The organism is Mycobacterium lehmannii, from assembly GCF_002245535.1.
Lineage (GTDB): Bacteria > Actinomycetota > Actinomycetes > Mycobacteriales > Mycobacteriaceae > Mycobacterium > Mycobacterium lehmannii.
Map to the genome: position 1 here is coordinate 1 of NZ_NKCN01000005.1, position 17,880 is coordinate 17,880.

Below are 17,880 nucleotides of genomic sequence, written 5' to 3' on the forward strand. Positions count from 1 at the left end.
GGGGAGGAGGCGGCTCATGGTGACGCTGCTACTGACGATCGCACTGGTGCTGGCGGTGCTGGCGTTCATCGTCTTCGTCGTCGGCTACAACAAACTGCGCTCGGCCGACGTACGCGTCGCCGAGGCGCTGAGCGGAATCGACGTCGAGCTCACGCGTCGCGCGTCGCTGATCCCGAGCCTCGTGCACACCGTGCAGACCTTCGCCGCGCACGAGAAGGGCATCCTCGACCACGTCACCAACGCGCGCGCCGCCCTGACCTCGGCCACCACCGGCACATCGGTGGCACAACGAAGCGCCGCCGAGAAGCAACTCGACACCGCGCTGGCCCCGCTGTTGGCGCTCGGCCAGGACTACCCGCAGCTGAACTCGTCGAACAATTTTCTCAACCTGCAGGAAAATCTCACCGACAGCGAGAACAAACTGGCGTTCGCGCGCCAGTACTACAACGACTCGGTCGCCACACTGAACCGGTTGATCACCACGATCCCGTGGATGTTCGTCGCACCCATGACCGGCGTGTCCGAACGCGAGTACTACCAGACCCCGCGCTGAGCACCCGGACGTCGTCACCGCCGCCGTCTCTAGACTGGCGCGGTGCGCATCGTCTTCGCCGGCACCCCGGAACCCGCCCTGCCTGCGCTGCGCCGTCTGATCGAATCGCCACGTCACGATGTTGTCGCGGTGCTGACCCGCCCCGATGCGGCATCGGGTCGGCGCGGCAAGCCTTCACCGTCGCCGGTCGCGAGGCTGGCGCTCGAGCACGACATCCCGCTGCTGCGGCCGTCGAAGCCGAACTCCGACGAGTTCATCGCCGAACTGACCGAACTGGCGCCGGAATGCTGCGCGGTGGTCGCCTACGGCGCTTTGCTCAGCGAGCGACTGCTCGCCGTGCCCGAACACGGCTGGGTGAACCTGCACTTCTCGGTGCTGCCGGCGTGGCGCGGAGCCGCGCCGGTGCAAGCGGCGATCGCGGCGGGGGACACCGTGACCGGCGCGACCACGTTCCTCATCGAACCCGCCCTCGACTCCGGTCCCGTCTACGGTGTCGTCACCGAAACCATCCGACCGACGGACACGGCAGGTGATCTCCTTGAGCGACTGTCGATTTCAGGTGCGGAGCTGCTCGATCGCACGCTCGACGGAATTGCCGACGGCACGCTGACGGCGGTACCGCAGCCCTCGGAGGGAGTGACGATCGCTCCCAAGATCACCGTCGACGAGGCGCGCGTGCGGTGGGATCTGCCCGCCCATGTCGTCGAGCGGCGGATCCGCGCCGTCACACCGAATCCTGGTGCCTGGACGATGATCGGCGACCTCCGCGTCAAAGTCGGTCCCGTTACCGTCGACGAGGACTCGCAGGCCATGGCGCCCGGCGCGATCCGCGTCAGCCGCGACGGCGTGCGCGTCGGCACCGCGTCGCAGCCTGCGCTGCTCGGACAGATTCAACCACCGGGCAAGAAGCTCATGGACGCGGCCGACTGGGCCCGCGGCGCCCGCCTCGATAATTCGGCACGAGCCGAATGACCGCCGAATGATCAAGCCGCGCAGCAACCGTCCGCAACGGCGCAAGCCTCTGGACCCGGCTCGCCGGGTCGCGTTTGACGTGTTGCGCGCCGTCTCGGAAAAGGACGCCTACGCCAACCTCGCCCTGCCGGCGTTGTTGCGGGAACGCGGCATCAGCGGCCGTGACGCGGCCTTCGCCACCGAACTCGCGTACGGCGCCTGCCGAACCAAAGGACTGTTGGACGCGGTCATCAGTCACGCCGCGGGCCGCGCCACCGACAGGATAGACCCCGTTCTCCTGGACCTCCTGCGCCTCGGCGCCTATCAGCTGCTGCGCACGCGGGTCGAGCAACACGCTGCGGTGTCCACCACCGTGGAGCAGGCCGGTATCGAGTTCGATTCGGCCCGTGCCGGTTTCGTCAACGGCGTGTTGCGCACCATCGCCTCGCGAGACGAACAGTCCTGGGTCGCGGAGCTGGCGCCCGACGCGGCGACCGACCCCATCGGTCATTCGGCGTTCGTGCATGCGCACCCCCGGTGGGTCGCGCAATCGTTCGCCGATGCGCTGGGCGTCGACGCCGGTGAACTCGATGCGCTGCTCGCCGCCGACGACGCTCGGCCCGCCGTGCACCTCGCCGTGCGCCCAGGGGCGTTGACCGCGCAGGAACTGGCCACGCAGGTCGACGGCACGGTCGGCCGGTATTCGCCCTACGCGGTGTACCTCACCGGCGGTGACCCGGGCCGGTTGCAGGCGGTGCGCGACGGCAATGCGCTGGTGCAAGACGAGGGCAGCCAACTCGTCGCGCAGGCGCTGACCCTGGCCGGAATCGACGGCGCCGACGGCGGACGCTGGCTGGATCTGTGCTCGGGCCCCGGCGGGAAGACGGCCATGCTGGCCGCGTTGGCGCCCGACGGCGCACGGGTCACCGCGGTGGAACCCGCGCCCGCGCGCGCCGATCTCGTCGAACAGAACACCCGCGGCCTCCCCGTCGACGTGCTTCGCGTCGACGGTCGCGAGCCCGGCGTGGAACCCGGCTTCGACCGGGTGCTCGTGGACGCCCCCTGCACGGGCCTCGGTGCGCTGCGGCGCAGGCCCGAGGCACGGTGGCGGCGCAGGCCCGGGGATGTGCCGCCGCTCGCGAAACTGCAACGTGAACTCTTGGCGTCGGCGATCCGGCTGACGCGGCCGGGCGGCGTGGTGCTCTACGCCACATGTTCGCCGCACCTGGCCGAGACCGTGGGCGTCGTCGCTGACGCGCTGCGCCGACACCCCGTGACGGCGCTGGACACCCGGCCGCTGTTCGCGCCCGCGGACAATCTCGGAGCTGGGCCCTATGTCCAGTTGTGGCCGCACCGCCACGGCACCGATGCGATGTTCGCCGCCGCGCTCAAAGTAGGGTAGGCCCATGGCAGGACCCCTGATCGCGCCGTCGATCCTGGCGGCCGACTTCGCCAGGCTCGCCGACGAAGCCGAGGCCGTGCGCGGTGCGGACTGGCTGCACGTCGACGTGATGGACAACCACTTCGTGCCGAACCTGACCATCGGTCAGCCCGTCGTCGAATCGCTGCTGAAGGTGACCGACATCCCGATGGACTGCCACCTGATGATCGAGAACCCCGAGCGGTGGGCGCCGCCCTACGCCGAAGCGGGCGCCTACAACGTCACGTTCCACGCCGAGGCCACCGACAACCCGGTCGGCGTCGCCCGCGACATCCGCGCCGCGGGCGCCAAGGCGGGGCTGTCGGTCAAGCCGGGCACCCCGCTGGAGCCGTACCTGGAGATCCTGCCCGAGTTCGACACGCTGCTGATCATGTCGGTGGAGCCGGGATTCGGCGGGCAGAAGTTCATCCCGGAAGTGCTGGTGAAAGTGGGTACGGCCCGGCGCCTCGTAGACGCGGGCGAGTTGACGATCGTCGTCGAGATCGACGGCGGCATCAACGCCGACACCATCGAGCAGGCGGCCGAGGCGGGGGTGGACTGCTTTGTCGCGGGCTCGGCCGTATACAGCGCAGAGGACCCCGCCGCGGCGGTGGAGTCGTTGCGCAGGCAGGCCGCCGCCGCCTCCAAGCATCTGCGGGCATGAATCTCGAAGCCGCGATGCGGCTGGCGGTCCAACAGGCGGAGAAGGTCAAGGGCACGACCTATCCCAATCCGCCGGTCGGAGCGGTCATTCTGGACCGCGACGGCGAGGTCGCCGGTGTGGGGGCCACGGAGCCTCCCGGTGGGCCGCACGCCGAGGTGGTCGCCTTGCGTAGGGCGGGTGAGCGCGCCGCCGGAGGCACCGCCGTCGTGGCGCTCGAACCGTGCAATCACTACGGCCGCACCCCGCCCTGCGTGGATGCGCTTGTCGCCGCCGGTGTTTCGGCGGTCGCGTATGCGGTCGCCGACCCGAACCCGATCGCGGCGGGTGGGGCAGCGCGGCTCGCCGAGGAGGGGGTGGCCGTGACCGCGGGTGTGCTCTCCGACGCGGTGGCGGGCGGCCCGCTGCGCGAGTGGCTGCACAAACAACGCACCGGGTCGCCGCATGTGACATGGAAATTCGCGACCAGCGTTGACGGTCGCAGCGCGGCGGCCGACGGCAGCAGCCAATGGATCACCAGCGAAGCCGCCCGCGCGGATGTGCACCGCAGGCGCGCCGTCGCCGATGCGATCGTGGTCGGAACCGGCACCGTGTTCGTCGACGATCCGGCACTGACGGCGCGACTCCCCGACGGCGCCCTCGCCGATCGTCAACCGCTGCGGGTCGTCGTCGGAGAGCGTGAGATCTCGCAAGAGGCAAGGGTTCTCAACGACGACTCACGCACCATGGTGATCCGCACCCGCGATCCCCACGAAGTGATCAAGGCGCTGTCCGATCGCACCGATGTGCTGCTCGAAGGCGGTCCGACGTTGGCAGGCGCATTCCTACGCGCCGGCGTCATCAACCGGATCCTGGCCTACGTCGCACCGATCCTTCTCGGTGGCCCGATTACCGCGGTCGACGATGTCGGTGTGCTGAGCATCGCGCACGCCCAGCGGTGGCGCTTCGATCAGATCGACCCCATCGGCCCCGACGTGCTGCTGAGCCTCATTCCGGGGTAGCCGCGTCCTCGGCGTCCGGCGCGCTATCGTCCTTCTCGCTCAGCGGGCTCCCGTCTAATTCGCCGCTCAGCGGGCGGTGCTCGATGAGGTCGCGGACTCCGGTCATCCCCAACCGTTTTCGGAAAGCCTGCACGGTGTAGCCCACCACGGTCGCCTCGGTGCGCGCCTTGGCCGTCGCGGACCGAGGCAGATGGAACAGCGGCCCGATCTCGCCGAAGTAGTCGCCTTCGGTCGCCACCTTCAGCGATTCCTCACCGCCGCCGGCCAGTTCACGCATGATTTCGATCTCGCCGTCATCGACGATGTAGATCTGGTCGCCCATGGTGCCCTGCTCGAACAGCACCTGACCGGCTTCCAGCTTTACGGTCTCCGGTGGGCGGTCGGTGGAGGCGAAGTTCGGCACCATCTCGACGACCCGATCGGCCAGCGGCAGGATCCGGCTGTCATGTGTCGCCACGACCACCATCCGATTATCGGACGCCAGCTCGCGGATCAGCTTCAGCACCTCTTCGACCTGGATGAAATCCAGATGTGCCGTGGGCTCGTCGGCCAGAATCAGCGGGGGATCGAGCGCGATCGCCCGGGCCACCGCCACCCGCTGCTGCTGTCCGCCGCTGAGGTCACCTGGCCGGTGGTCGAGACGGTCCTGCAGCCCCACCCGTGCCAGCAGCTGTTCGGCCCGCTTCCGGGAAGCCCGGCGCGACATGCCGTTTGCGCGAAGCGGCACCATCACGTTCTCGACCGCGGTCAGGCTGGGCACCAGGTTGAAGGCCTGGAACACGAATCCCACCGTCTCGCGACGGTATGTCGCGAGCTCGTTGGCGTCGAGCGAGGTCACCTCGACGTCGCCGAATTTGATCGCACCCGAAGTGGGTTGCAGGATCCCGCCGAGGCACGACAACAGCGTTGTCTTCCCACATCCGCTGGGGCCCATCAGGATCACCAGCGAGCCGGCCGCGACGTCGAGGTTCAAGCCGTCGATCGGGCGCACGGCGTGCCCGCCGCTGGTGTACTCGACGACGAGATTCTGGATCGACAGATCGCCCATGGGCTCACGGCCCCCCGAACGCCAGGGCGGGATCGACTGACACCGCACGACGTAACCCCGCCGCGCTGGCGATGAGGCCGATCACCACCGCGACCACCGGCAGCGCGACGAAGGCCTCTGTGGGCACGATCACCTGCATGGGGAACAGCGGTCCAAGCAACAGCGACAGCCCGGCGCCGACCAACGCGGCCAGCAGCGCCACGATCACCGCCTGCAGGGCGAGTCCGGCCATCACCGAACGGGTAGGCACCCCAATCGCTTTGAAGACGGCGAAGTCCCGCAGCCGTTCCAGCGCGGACAGGTAGACGACCGAACCCACGATCAGCGCGGCGACGATCCACAGCAGGACCGCGACGATGGTGATGGAGTTGACGGCCACCTTCAACGGCCGCAGCAGATCCTCGATCGCTCCGGCGCGGTCGACCGCTCGATAGCCGTTCGGCACCTGCTCAAGGGAACCGCGGACGCCGATGGAGGCAACCAGTCGCTCACCGCCGTACACCAACTGCTGTGCGCCCTCTGTGGTGAGAAACACATTGGGCAGGTTCGCCAATGCGGTCGAGTTCTCCACCAGGCCGACGATACGCAGCGTCTGCGAGGCGATCTCGACCTCATCGCCGACGCCACGACCCAATGTGGTGGACACCGCGACTTCGTCGGGGGTCGTGGGCGCGCGCCCTTCGATGACGGCCGGCATACCCGGTCCGCGTTCGGGCGCGCCGAAGATGTCGACGTTGCGCGTCGCCCCGTCGAGAGTGGCCGTGCCGCCGGCATAGGCCAGGGGAGCGGCGGCGTCTACGCCGGGAGCGGCAGCGATACGGCGTAATTCCACGGGCGCGAACGGTGTGGCACCCACGAACGGACCCGACGCGCCCGCCTTCACGATGAACTGGTCGACACCGAGGCTGTCGACGGTTCTTTCGGCCTCGGTCTGGAAACCGTTGGCCAAACCCGTGAGCACCAGCGTCATCCCGAAAATGATCGCGGTGGACAACACCGCGATGGCGAAACGTCGCCTTCGCCACTGCATGTCGCGCAGCGCGGCGATGAGCATGTCGGCGACGTTACCCCGGCTGTGGTCCTCGGCGCGTGGGGTTTCGGCTACTTCGCGAAAGCGCTGACCAACGTGTTGCAGAAGGCCGGCAGGTCATCGGGTTTGCGGCTGGACACCAAAGTGTTTGGCCCGCGCGAGCATTCGACGACCTCGTCATCCACCCAGTTGGCTCCGGCATTGACCAGGTCGGTCTTCACGCTGGGCCACGACGTCATGGTGCGTCCGCGCACGACGTCCGCCTCGACGAGGGTCCACGGTCCGTGGCAGATGACCGCGACCGGTTTTCCCTCATCGAAGAAACTCTTTGTGAACGCGACCGCGTCGGCGTTCATGCGCAGGTTGTCCGGGTTGGCCACGCCGCCGGGCAGCACCAACGCCGCGTAGTCGGACGCCGACACCGAATCGGCGGACTTCTCGGCGTCGAACGTGTCGGCGGGGGTCAGGTGGTTGAACGCCTGGATCTTGCCGACCTCCGTCGACACCAGTTCAGGGGTGCCCCCGGCCTGCTCGACGGCCTTCCACGGCTCGGTCAGCTCGACCTGCTCGACACCTTCGGTCGCAACCAGGAACGCAATCTTCTTGCCATTCAGTGAACTTGCCATGAGCTTTCTCCGTTGACGTTAGGTGTGATGCCCCGCATACCCCGCGCGTCGAGGAGTCAATCAGCACGTTCACGTCGGTACACTCGTACCAGAGTGGGCCGCGTACGGCCCGCCGCAATCGCGCTTTCACCGACGATTTGCGCGCTGGTGAGCACGAACAAAGGACGACGACCCATGACTGCACTGCAGGACTGGCTCAGCTATCGCCCGATGCACCCCCGGACCCTCAAGGCGTTGATCTGCGGCACCTTCCGGGCTCAGCCCGACCAGGCTGTCGCAGAGGAGGCCGCACCGGTCAAGCCGGCCGAGCCGATGCTGCTGCGCCCCGGCCTCGAGCGCTGCTAGGCGCCGTCGCCGCGATCGGCGGGCGTTTCCCCGACCAATTCCGCCGGTTCGTCGGCGTGCTCCTGCTTGCCGCCGATGAGCAGGCCCAAAAGAGCGCCGACGACGCAGACCACGACCGTGACGAGGAAGATGTCGCCGTACTGCAGCACGTAGGCCTCGCGGTAGCGGGTCGCTTCGGCGGCCAGTCGTTCGGCGAGGGTGTCGGCCCCGGCCGGGAACGGCAGCGTCTGTAGGTGCTGGTTGAGCCGGTAGAGGCCCCACGCGGTTAGCGCGGCCAGGCCGATCAGCATGCCGATCATCCGGGCCACCACCACAGCCGCCGACGCGATGCCGTGCTGGGCGGCGGGAACCACGCGTAGCGTCGCCGACGTCAACGGCCCGATCACCAAGCCAAGGCCGAGACCGGCGATCGCCAAGTCGGTGTCGAGCACCGGCAGAGTGATGAACCCGAGGTCGTGGTGGGTGCTCAGCACGTCCGTGCCCCACATCGAGATCAGGTAATAACCGCCTCCGGCGATCATCAGGCCGACGAAGGCCACCAGTCGGTCACCGATGCGGGTCGCGACCCACCCGCCGATCACGGCGCCGATGGGTAGCGCAATCAGGAAGCGCAGCAGTAGAAGGACGGCGTCGGTCTGGTTCTTGCCGAGCACGCCCTGCCCGAACAGTTCCACGTTGACCAGCGTCACCATCAGCGCCGCGCCCGCGCACAGGGACGCGCCCAGCGCAGCGAGGAACGGTCGGAAATGCACGCCGGCGGGTTCGATCAGGCGTGTGCGGGAGTACCTCTCCCAGACGAAGAAGGCCACGACGGCCACCAGTGCGGCCAAAAGCACCGGAAGCCCGTAACTGGGCAGGATCTTGCGGCCGTCCGGTGCCGGGTTGTAGAGCCCGATCACCGCCAGGCCGAGCGCGGCGGCCAGCAGGACTCCGCCGACGACGTCCACCCGTTCAGGGTTCTCGGGTTTGAGGCGCGAGGGCAGGCTGAAGTGAATCAGCACCATGGCGACGGCCGCCAACGGCAGGTTGATCCAGAAGACGTCGCGCCAGGTGTTCAGCACCGCCACCACGGCGATGCCGTACAGCGGCCCCAGCACACTGCCCAACTCCTGCGCGGCGCCGATCCCGCCGAGCACCGTGGCGCGGTTGCGGCTGGCCCACAGGTCGGCGGCCAGCGCCAGCGTGACCGGCAAAAGCGCACCGCTGGCGACACCCTGGATCGTGCGACCGATCACCATGGGGACCAGGTCGTTCGACATCGCGGTGACGACTGACCCGACCGCGAAGCCGGCCAGGCTCACCTGAAGGATGAATTTGCGGCCGAACCGGTCCGAGGCGCGGCCCAGCAGCGGCATCGCGGCGATGTAACCGAGCAGGTAGCAGGTGATGATCGGGGTCACCCGCTGCAGCTGGTTTATCGGGATGCCGAGATCGATGATGATGTCGGTGATGATCGCGACCACGACATAGGTGTCGAGCGCACCGAGCAGTACCGCGAGGCTGCCCGCGCTGATCGCGATCCGGCGGCGGTTCGGCGTCGTCGCCGCCAGAGCCGCTTCGTGGCTGGTGGCCTGCGCTGGAACCGCCATCAGGCCGCCGGCTTGGTGACCGTCACCGGCTTACCCCATTCCGACAGGGTCATCGTGAGGCTGGTGTCGGCGTCGATCTGCAGGCTGACCTGCTGGAGCTTGTGATCGCCGCCCTCCTCGATCCAAGCCGAACCGGGCACCGGGCCGGTGGCCTCGATCTGCGGCGCGATCTTGTTCACCGCGTCGGCGCTGACGTTTCCGTTGACGCGGACCGACTCGACTCCGTTGATCGTCTCGCGGCTCTCGGCCTTGGGGTCGGCGTAATTGCGCAACGCGTTGGCCAGGCCGGTTTCGGGGTTGAGCACGGCCGAGGCGTCGAAGATTTCAGCGGCCGGGCCGAAGTCCTGGAACCCGCTGCCTGCGCTCATCGCGGCATACAGGTTGCCGTCGGCGACCACGAACTCCACACCCTCGAGGCGCTGGCCCATGAACATGAGGTTGGCCTTGCCCTGCGCGGCGACCGCGGGGGCGTTGGTGAGGTCGGCCTCGAGCTGCTCGATCGGCAACTTCTCGATCGTGCCCTGCACCTGCAGCTTCAGGTGCACGCTGGTCTGCTTCTCGGTCGTTTCGCTGGACTGCTGCAGCAGGGTCGCGCCGTCGGGGAGGTCTTTCGTGGACTCCTCCGATGTGGAGGAGCAACCGGCCAGAAGGGCGATGACGGCAACGAGGGCGGCGAAGATCGTCAGGAGGCGCGTGGGCATGAGTGCATCGTAAAGGGTCCGAGCGCACCGACTCGGCGCGCGGGCGCTGCCAGGGCGAACAGGTCCACGCCGGAGGAGGCGGCGATATCGATAGTCTGGCGAGGTGTTCACCGGAATCGTCGAAGAGGTCGGCGAGGTCGTCGCCAAGGAGGATCTCGGCGATTTCGCGCGGCTCGCCATCCGCGGGCCCCTCGTCACATCGGACGCCCGCCACGGGGACTCGATCGCGGTGAACGGCGTCTGCCTCACCGTGGTCGAGGTGCGCCCGGATGCGACGTTCACCACCGACGTGATCGGGGAGACGCTGAACCGGTCGAGCCTGGGCCGGCTCGCGTTGGGCGGCCGGGTCAACCTCGAGCGTGCGGCGGCGGTGAACAGCCGCCTCGGCGGGCACATCGTGCAGGGCCACGTCGACGGCACCGGCCACGTGATCGCGCGCACCCCGTCGGAACGCTGGGTCGTGGTGCGCATCGCACTTCCGACCGCGCTGTCGCGGTATGTGGTGGAGAAGGGCTCCATCACCGTCGACGGTGTCTCGCTGACGGTGTCCGGGCTCGGACACGACTGGTTCGAGGTGTCGCTGATTCCCACGACGCTCGATCTCACGACGCTCGGCCGCGCCGAGGTCGGTACGCTGGTCAATCTCGAGGTGGACGTGATCGCCAAGTATGTCGAGCGGCTACTCGCTCCCCAAAGCGATTGAGCCGCCGCCACTTTGGAGCAGCGGTGGTCAACGTCTAGTAGCCGAGTGGCCCACGGAACTGCTGAATGATGGTGAAGAAGTCGCTGACCTGAGTCGCGGTCGGAACGAAATCGTTGAAGAACCGGTCGACCGCGCCCATCTGGTCGGGCGGGGCCACGTTTCGGGGCACGTACTGCTGCCACATTCCTTCGAGCACTCCCACTGCCGGGATGACGTCGGACGCGGTGGGGCCGGGTCCCGGAGGAGCAATGTCGCTCGGCTGGGCGGCCGCCGACGGTGCGACGGCAAGGAACACACCGGAGGCGGCCACAGCGCACGCGGCGAAGAGCAGCCTTCCAGCGGTGAAACGTGACGCATTCATATGAGTCCCTTTGAGCGTGACCAGGAAACGTAGCGTAGACATCCGGCGACTCGGCCAAGGAGCAATCCCGAAAATACACAGAGGTTCCACAGAGCGCCGCCGACGGCGAAAGCAGGAGTAAATGCCCAGCTCAGCGGCCTGGCAATAAGTTTTGAACCCCGGTGGTTCATACTGATGTGGTGACGAGGCTTGACACTGTTGAGCGCGCGGTGGCAGATATCGCCGCGGGCAAGGCCGTCGTCGTGATCGACGATGAGGATCGCGAGAACGAGGGCGATCTCATCTTCGCCGCCGAAAAGGCGACGCCGGAGCTTGTTGCGTTCATGGTTCGCTACACCTCGGGCTACCTCTGCGTTCCGCTGGACGGCGCGATCTGCGACAAGCTGGGTCTGCTGCCGATGTATGCGGTGAACCAGGACAAGCACGGCACCGCCTACACCGTCACGGTGGATGCGAAGAACGGTGTGGGGACGGGTATCTCGGCTGCCGACCGGGCAACGACGATGCGGTTGCTCGCGGATCCGTCAAGCATCGCAGACGATTTCACGAAGCCGGGCCACGTCGTGCCACTGCGGGCGAAGGACGGAGGCGTGCTGCGCCGCCCCGGCCACACCGAGGCCGCCGTCGACCTGGCCCGCCTCGCCGGGTTGCAGCCGGCCGGCGCGATCTGCGAGATCGTCAGCCAGAAGGACGAAGGCTCGATGGCGCAGACCGACGAGCTGCGCATCTTCGCCGACGAACATGACCTCGCGCTGATCTCGATCGCCGACCTGATCGAGTGGCGGCGCAAGCACGAGAAGCACATCGAGCGCATCGCCGAGGCCCGGATACCAACCCGCCACGGCGAATTCCGCGCCGTCGGCTACACCAGCATCTACGACGACGTCGAGCATGTCGCGCTGGTCAAGGGTGATATCGCAGGCCCGACCAGCGACGGCCACGACGTGTTGGTGCGGGTGCACTCCGAATGCCTCACCGGTGACGTGTTCGGCTCTCGACGCTGCGACTGCGGACCCCAACTCGACGCGGCCATGGCGATGGTCGCCCGCGAAGGCCGCGGCATCGTGCTGTACATGCGCGGCCACGAAGGCCGCGGTATCGGCCTGATGCACAAGTTGCAGGCCTACCAACTGCAAGACGCCGGTGACGACACGGTCGACGCCAATCTCAAGCTCGGCCTGCCCGCCGACGCCCGCGACTACGGCATCGGAGCGCAGATCCTCGTCGACCTGGGCGTGCGATCGATGCGGCTGCTCACCAACAACCCGGCCAAGCGGGTCGGGCTCGACGGTTACGGGCTGCACATCATCGAACGCGTGCCGCTGCCGGTGCGGGCGAACAAGGAGAACATCCGCTACCTGATGACCAAGCGGGACCGGATGGGCCACGACCTGAGCGGTCTGGACGCCTATCACGAGGCCACCACCATGGCCGACTACGACGAGGGCGTATACCTGCTCGGTGACCGCCGGCCGACCGATCTCGGTGGAGCCCTGTGAGTGGTACAGGCGTACCCGATCTTCCAGACATCGACGGATCGGGTCTCAAGCTAGCCGTCGTGGCGAGCACCTGGCACGAGACCATCTGCGACGCACTGCTCGACGGGGCACTCAAAGTGGCTGCCGGCGCGGGGATCGACAATCCCACGGTGGTGCGGGTGCTGGGCGCCATTGAGATTCCCGTTGTGGCACAGGCGCTGGCGGCCGACCATGACGCGGTCGTGGCGCTGGGCGTGGTGATCCGCGGGGAGACACCGCATTTCGACTATGTGTGTGACGCGGTGACGCAGGGCCTGACCCGGGTGTCGCTGGATGCGTCGACACCGGTTGCCAACGGCGTGCTGACGACCAACAGCGAGCAGCAGGCCCTCGACCGGGCCGGGCTCCCGTCGTCGTCTGAGGACAAAGGCGCGCAGGCGGCGGCGGCCGCGTTGTCGACCGCGCTGACGTTGCGCGACATTCATTCGCGCTCATGACCGGCTGGGATGTCGAGATACGCCCGCACCTGGCACCGTATTTCGCTTACGGAGCCGCAGCGCTGATCCTCGCCGCGCATGTGACGGTCGGCGCATTGTTGAAGATCAGCTCGACCGGGGTGATCTTTCGGACCGCCGACCAGGTGGCGATCGCGCTGCTCGGCGTCGTCATTGCCGGGGTGGTCTCGATGTTCGCCCGGCCCCGGCTTCGAGTCGGCGCAGCCGGTGTGAGCGTGCGGAACCTCGTCAACGACAAGACGATTCCGTGGTCCGACGTGGTCGACATCTCTTTCCCAAGGGGCGCGCGGTGGGCGCGCGTGGACCTGCCCGACGACGAGTACATTCCGATCATGGCGATCCAGGCCGTCGACAAGGGACGAGCCATCGACGCGATGGACCGCGTCCGCGACGTCCTCGAACGTTACAAGGGCCTCAACTCACGCTGAGTGACATCGCGAGTTCGTCGCGCTCGGAGGTGGTTTGGTCGTCGGCGACGGTGAACCCGATGCTCTCGTACACCTGACGCGCGGCCGCGTTGTCGATCGCCACCCGTAAGCGGACCGTGTGCACGTTGCTGGTGCGCGCCCAGTCGAGAGCCGCGGCGACCAGTTGCCGCGCCAGGCCCCGACCCCGTGCCGCGGGTTCCAGCCACAGCGAGTACAGATACACGGTCTCGTTGTTCTCCTGCTGCGCCCCGATCATTCCGACGGGACGGTCACCGTCGAGCGCGACGAACTGCGCATGGTCGCGCAACCGCCGCCGCCACTGCGCTGCGGTGAAGGCCGCCTCGTCCCGGTAGCTTGGATCATTCTCACCCAGCGAGTCGGCCAGCGCCCTCAACCGGATGGCAGCGAATGTCTGCCAGTCGATTTCGCCGATCCGGGCCACACATTCGGTCATCGGGTGTCGCCCATGACCAACCCTTCCCGGCGCGGATCCGCCCCGCCGATGAGGCCTGTGCTGTCTCGGGTGATCGCCGACAGGCCGCTCGACTGGTCGGCCAGATCCACCTGATGGCCGAGTGCCCGCAACCCCTGCACGAGCGGGTCGTGACCGCCGTTATCGGAGGTGTCGATGATCGGATGCTCACCGCCGACATTGGTCTTCGGGGTGTTCGCCGCGCCGAAGTCGACCATCGACACCGCCTGCTGCGGGTCGAGCCCCCAATCCAACATTCCCACAATGGTTTTCGCCACAAACTGGATGATCACCGCACCGCCGGGCGAACCCAGGACCGCATAGAGGCGTCCGCGCTCGCCGGCCCGGCCCTGTGCCTGGTCGAAGATCAGAGTCGGCGCCATCGTGCTGCGCGGTCGCTTGCCGGGCTGGACCCGGTTCGCCACGGGCGCCCCGTCGGGGCCGGCCGGCTCGGCCGAGAAGTCCGTGAGCTGGTTGTTGAGGAGGAACCCGTCGACCATGTGGAACGAGCCGAACGCCGACTCGACCGTGGTGGTCAACGACGCGGCGTTGCCCTGCGAGTCGACGATGCTGACCTGGCTGGTGCCGTGCTCGGGGACGGGCGGTCCGGGGCTGGTCGGCGGTCCGAACTCACCGGGTTTCGCGGTGCCCATGCTGTGCTGCTCGGAGATCAGCGCGGCCCGACCGGCGAGGTAGTCACTGCCGAGCAGCGTGTCGGGTGAGCCGCCCGGCAGCGGCACGAAATCGGTGTCGGCGACGTACTTGTCGCGGTCGGCGTACGCCAGTCGTTCCGCCTCGGATATCAGGTGTACGCCCATGACCGACGGTCGGCCGCCGTTGAGGTCGACGTCGCTGGGCTTGTGATCGGCCATCGGGAAGTGTTCGAGAATGCCGAGAGTCGCCAGCACGGCGATGCCGCCTGACGACGGCGGTGGCATCCCGCAGATCTCCCGTCCGCGGTACGGCCTGCACAGCGGTTCGCGTTCCTTGACCGAGTAGTTGGCGAGGTCTTCGACGGTCATCAGGCTCGGCGTCCGGCCCCCGGAGGCGTCGGCCGCTGCGGCGACGATGTCGCGGGCGATGGCGCCGGTGTAGAACGCCTGAGGGTCGGTGGCGATGACGCCCAACGTCTTCGAGTACGCCGGGTTGGTCAGCCGGGTGCCCTCCGTCTTGGGGCTGCCGTCGCCGTTGAGGAAGTATTCGGCCGCTTGGCGGTCGAGCTTGAGCTCGGGGGCCGCGTCATCGATGGCCGCGGCCAGCCTCGGGCTGATGTCGAAGCCGTCGTCGGCCATCCGGACTGCGGGAGCGAACAGGTCGCGCCAGCCCGTCTTGCCGTGATCGGCGTGCACCTCGGTGAGCATCCGCACGATGCCGGGCACACCGATCGAACGCCCCGAGGCCCTGGCGTCCGGTTTGGGCTCCGTCCGGTCGGTTTCGGAAACCCAGCGCAGATAGTTCTCCGTGGCCGCAGCGGGCGCGGTTTCGCGGCCGTCGTAGGCCTGGACCTCACCGGCGGCCGCATCGAAATAGAGCAGGAAGCCGCCGCCGCCGAGGCCCGACGCCTGCGGCTCGACGAGGCCGAGCACGGCCTGCGCGGTGACGAGTGCGTCCGCCGCGGTGCCGCCGTCGCGGAGCACCTCGCACGCGGCCTGCGTGGCCAGCGGATTAGCGGTGACCACCGAGAAGCTGCTGGTTCGCACCGGCGTCATGTCGGTGCGGTAACCCGTGGCCACCTCGGGATTGGTGGAGATGTCGCGGGACGTCGGCGGCCCGGGAGAGGGTCCGGCGGTGGTCTTGACCACCGGGGTGCCGTTCTCGACGATCGCGCACGGTCCGGCGGCCTCAGACTCGGTGCTGCTGTCGTCGCTCGAGCAGCCGGCGAGCACCAGCACCAACCCGGTCAGCGGGGCCATCACCTTGGTCAGCGAGGAGATCCGCATCACCCGACGGTAGTGGATCGGGCCGGTCGGAACGCGGCAGTAACCTGGATTGCGTGCCTGATCCTTCGACGTACCGACCCGCCCCAGGGTCGATTCCCGTCGAACCGGGCGTCTACCGATTCCGCGACCCACACGGCAGGGTGATCTACGTCGGCAAGGCGAAGAGCCTGCGCAGCCGACTGAACTCCTACTTCGCCGACGTCGCGAGCCTGGCGCCACGCACACGTCAGATGGTGATGGCTGCGGGCAGCGTCGAGTGGACGGTGGTCAACACCGAAGTCGAGGCGCTGCAGCTCGAATACAACTGGATCAAGGAGTTCGATCCGCGGTTCAACATCAGGTATCGAGACGACAAGTCGTACCCGGTGCTCGCGGTCACACTCAACGAGGAGTATCCGCGGCTGATGGTGTACCGCGGGGCCCGGCGCAAGGGCGTCCGGTACTTCGGACCCTATTCGCATGCGTGGGCGATCCGCGAAACCCTCGACCTGCTGACGCGGGTGTTTCCGGCGCGCACATGCTCTAACGGAGTGTTCAAGCGCCACAGGCAAATCGATCGGCCCTGCCTGCTCGGCTATATCGACAAGTGTTCGGCCCCCTGCATCGGTCGGGTGAGCGCCGAAGAGCACCGCCAGATCGTTCTCGATTTCTGCGACTTCCTCGCCGGTAAGACCGATCGGTTGGTCCGCGACCTCGAACACCAGATGAACGAGGCCGCCGAGGAACTGGATTTCGAGAGGGCCGCACGCCTGCGCGACGACATCGGCGCTTTGAAACGGGCGCTGGAGAAACAGGCGGTGGTGTTCGGCGACGGCACCGATGCCGACGTGGTGGCATTCGCCGACGACGAACTCGAAGCGGCCGTGCAGGTTTTCCACGTCCGTGGGGGCCGCGTGCGCGGCCAGCGCGGTTGGATCGTGGAAAAGTCCGGTGAGCCGGGAGAATCGAGCCAGGAACGTTTGGTGGAGCAGTTCCTGACCCAGTTCTACGGCGATCAGGCCGAATTGGGCGGCGCCAGTGACAGCGGCGGGGACGAGGCGACCAATCCCGTGCCGCGTCAGGTGCTGGTTCCGTGCCTGCCGAGCAACTCCGACGAATTGGCCGCTTGGCTCAGCCAGTTGCGGGGCTCTCGGGTGTCGTTGCGCGTGCCGCAGCGGGGCGACAAGCGCGCCCTCGCCGAGACGGTCCGCCGCAATGCGCAGGATGCGCTCGCCCAGCACAAGCTCAGGCGTGCCGGTGACTTCACCGCGAGAACCGCTGCGCTGCAGAGTATTCAGGACGCGTTGGGGCTGGCCGAGGCGCCGTTGCGCATCGAGTGCGTCGACATCAGCCACGTGCAGGGCACCGATGTGGTGGCCTCGCTGGTGGTCTTCGAGGACGGCTTACCGCGCAAGTCCGATTACCGGCACTATGCAATCCGAGAGGCCGCGGGCGACGGCCGTGCCGACGATGTCGCCTCCATCGCCGAGGTGACAAGGCGCCGGTTCTACCGTCACCTGCACGACACCCAGCATCCGACAGAGCTTGCGCCGGAAGGAAAGTCACGCAGGTTCGCCTACCCACCCAACCTGTTCGTCGTCGATGGCGGTGCGCCACAGGTCAACGCCGCACAAGCGGTGCTCGACGAGCTGGGTATCACCGACGTCGCGGTGATCGGCTTGGCCAAGCGTCTGGAGGAGGTGTGGGTTCCGTCGGAGCCCGATCCGCTGATCATGCCGCGCAACAGTGAAGGGCTGTACCTGCTGCAGCGTGTACGCGACGAGGCGCACCGGTTCGCGATCGCCTATCACCGCAGCAAGCGTTCCAAGCGGATGACCGCGTCGGCGCTTGACTCGGTTCGAGGACTCGGTGAGCATCGCCGGAAAGCACTGGTCACCCACTTCGGATCGGTGGCCCGACTGAAGGAGGCGTCGATCGAGGAGATCACCGCGGTACCCGGCATCGGCGTCGCCACCGCCCGTGCCGTGCTCGACGCGCTTGGCGTACCGCCCGAAAGCGACGCGCCCGAGTCGGCGGTCGACGATGATCAGAGCAAGGTATCGGGATGACGGACCAGGG

General features: G+C 67.7%; 19 protein-coding genes. 11 read left to right on the top strand and 8 right to left on the bottom strand.

From position 1 onward, the window contains the following. The first annotated feature begins 16 nt into the window (after nt 1-16). From CEX87_RS07690 to ribD, 5 genes are read left to right on the top strand one after another with little or no spacing between them, the layout of a single operon-like run. Entirely contained in the window at nt 17-553 is a 537-nt protein-coding gene (locus CEX87_RS07690; protein WP_064419857.1) for a LemA family protein, read from the top strand. 42 nt (nt 554-595) lie between these two features. Continuing rightward, the gene (fmt, locus tag CEX87_RS07695) at nt 596-1,525 is read left to right on the top strand and encodes a methionyl-tRNA formyltransferase (protein WP_064419856.1); all 930 of its coding nucleotides are present in this window, start codon (nt 596-598) and stop codon (nt 1,523-1,525) included. 10 nt (nt 1,526-1,535) lie between these two features. Then, complete coding sequence (locus CEX87_RS07700; RefSeq protein WP_165593284.1) at nt 1,536-2,906, top strand: RsmB/NOP family class I SAM-dependent RNA methyltransferase; 1,371 nt, start codon at nt 1,536-1,538, stop codon at nt 2,904-2,906. Between the two features lie 4 nt (nt 2,907-2,910). Beyond that, nucleotides 2,911-3,588, top strand: coding sequence for a ribulose-phosphate 3-epimerase (rpe, locus tag CEX87_RS07705; protein WP_064395458.1), 678 nt, complete (start codon nt 2,911-2,913; stop codon nt 3,586-3,588). After that, nucleotides 3,585-4,586, top strand: coding sequence for a bifunctional diaminohydroxyphosphoribosylaminopyrimidine deaminase/5-amino-6-(5-phosphoribosylamino)uracil reductase RibD (ribD, locus tag CEX87_RS07710; protein WP_064419855.1), 1,002 nt, complete (start codon nt 3,585-3,587; stop codon nt 4,584-4,586). The genes rpe and ribD overlap by 4 nt, the downstream gene beginning before the upstream one ends. Here ribD and CEX87_RS07715 read toward each other — a convergent pair. Genes CEX87_RS07715 through CEX87_RS07725 form a run of 3 tightly spaced genes read right to left on the bottom strand, consistent with a single transcriptional unit; the run spans nt 4,573 to nt 7,290 of the window. Continuing rightward, on the bottom strand, nt 4,573-5,634 hold the full coding sequence (locus CEX87_RS07715) for an ABC transporter ATP-binding protein (protein WP_094286602.1): 1,062 nt from the start codon (nt 5,632-5,634) through the stop codon (nt 4,573-4,575). The two genes, ribD and CEX87_RS07715, sit on opposite strands and share 14 nt — an antisense overlap. 4 nt (nt 5,635-5,638) lie before the next feature. Next, complete coding sequence (locus CEX87_RS07720; protein ID WP_094286604.1) at nt 5,639-6,688, bottom strand: ABC transporter permease; 1,050 nt, start codon at nt 6,686-6,688, stop codon at nt 5,639-5,641. A gap of 47 nt (nt 6,689-6,735) precedes the next feature. Next, nucleotides 6,736-7,290 carry a type 1 glutamine amidotransferase domain-containing protein gene (locus tag CEX87_RS07725; RefSeq protein ID WP_198957176.1) on the bottom strand — a complete coding sequence of 185 codons (555 nt, stop codon included), beginning with the start codon at nt 7,288-7,290 and terminating at the stop codon, nt 6,736-6,738. 174 nt (nt 7,291-7,464) lie between these two features. Here CEX87_RS07725 and CEX87_RS27345 point away from each other — a divergent pair, with 174 nt between their 5' ends. Next, nucleotides 7,465-7,635 carry a hypothetical protein gene (locus tag CEX87_RS27345; protein ID WP_164673994.1) on the top strand — a complete coding sequence of 57 codons (171 nt, stop codon included), beginning with the start codon at nt 7,465-7,467 and terminating at the stop codon, nt 7,633-7,635. Here the strand turns inward: CEX87_RS27345 and CEX87_RS07730 are convergent. Together CEX87_RS07730 and CEX87_RS07735 are read right to left on the bottom strand one after the other, a co-directional pair. Then, a complete protein-coding gene (locus CEX87_RS07730) occupies nt 7,632-9,224 on the bottom strand; it encodes an MFS transporter (protein WP_094286606.1) in 1,593 nt (530 codons plus the stop codon). The genes CEX87_RS27345 and CEX87_RS07730 overlap by 4 nt on opposite strands. Continuing rightward, nucleotides 9,224-9,925: an LppX_LprAFG lipoprotein gene (locus CEX87_RS07735; RefSeq protein ID WP_064395461.1), complete on the bottom strand. Its 702-nt coding sequence runs from the start codon at nt 9,923-9,925 to the stop codon at nt 9,224-9,226. Before CEX87_RS07735 ends, CEX87_RS07730 begins: the two co-directional genes overlap by 1 nt. Nucleotides 9,926-10,028: 103 nt before the next feature. Between CEX87_RS07735 and CEX87_RS07740 the strand changes: the two genes are divergently transcribed. Continuing rightward, entirely contained in the window at nt 10,029-10,628 is a 600-nt protein-coding gene (locus CEX87_RS07740; protein WP_094286608.1) for a riboflavin synthase, read from the top strand. A 34-nt stretch (nt 10,629-10,662) separates the two neighbouring features. Here the strand turns inward: CEX87_RS07740 and CEX87_RS07745 are convergent, their stop codons facing one another. After that, nucleotides 10,663-10,989, bottom strand: a complete 327-nt coding sequence (locus CEX87_RS07745; RefSeq protein ID WP_142301074.1) for a hypothetical protein — start codon at nt 10,987-10,989, stop codon at nt 10,663-10,665. Between the two features lie 179 nt (nt 10,990-11,168). Between CEX87_RS07745 and CEX87_RS07750 the strand changes: the two genes are divergently transcribed. Genes CEX87_RS07750 through CEX87_RS07760 form a run of 3 tightly spaced genes read left to right on the top strand, consistent with a single transcriptional unit; the run spans nt 11,169 to nt 13,410 of the window. Continuing rightward, on the top strand, nt 11,169-12,488 hold the full coding sequence (locus CEX87_RS07750; protein ID WP_064395633.1) for a bifunctional 3,4-dihydroxy-2-butanone-4-phosphate synthase/GTP cyclohydrolase II: 1,320 nt from the start codon (nt 11,169-11,171) through the stop codon (nt 12,486-12,488). After that, complete coding sequence (gene ribH, locus CEX87_RS07755; protein ID WP_066809053.1) at nt 12,485-12,964, top strand: 6,7-dimethyl-8-ribityllumazine synthase; 480 nt, start codon at nt 12,485-12,487, stop codon at nt 12,962-12,964. Before CEX87_RS07750 ends, ribH begins: the two co-directional genes overlap by 4 nt. Beyond that, nucleotides 12,961-13,410 (top strand): PH domain-containing protein, encoded by a 450-nt coding sequence (locus CEX87_RS07760; RefSeq protein ID WP_064419849.1) that lies wholly within the window; start codon nt 12,961-12,963, stop codon nt 13,408-13,410. The genes ribH and CEX87_RS07760 overlap by 4 nt, the downstream gene beginning before the upstream one ends. Here CEX87_RS07760 and CEX87_RS07765 read toward each other — a convergent pair. Both CEX87_RS07765 and CEX87_RS07770 read right to left on the bottom strand, forming a co-directional pair. Further along, nucleotides 13,397-13,864 carry a GNAT family N-acetyltransferase gene (locus CEX87_RS07765; RefSeq protein ID WP_094286612.1) on the bottom strand — a complete coding sequence of 156 codons (468 nt, stop codon included), beginning with the start codon at nt 13,862-13,864 and terminating at the stop codon, nt 13,397-13,399. The genes CEX87_RS07760 and CEX87_RS07765 overlap by 14 nt on opposite strands. Further along, nucleotides 13,861-15,822, bottom strand: a complete 1,962-nt coding sequence (locus CEX87_RS07770) for a gamma-glutamyltransferase family protein (protein WP_198957177.1) — start codon at nt 15,820-15,822, stop codon at nt 13,861-13,863. Before CEX87_RS07770 ends, CEX87_RS07765 begins: the two co-directional genes overlap by 4 nt. Before the next feature lie 53 nt (nt 15,823-15,875). Between CEX87_RS07770 and uvrC the strand changes: the two genes are divergently transcribed. Continuing rightward, on the top strand, nt 15,876-17,870 hold the full coding sequence (uvrC, locus tag CEX87_RS07775; RefSeq protein ID WP_064419847.1) for an excinuclease ABC subunit UvrC: 1,995 nt from the start codon (nt 15,876-15,878) through the stop codon (nt 17,868-17,870). Nucleotides 17,871-17,880: the final 10 nt, after the last annotated feature.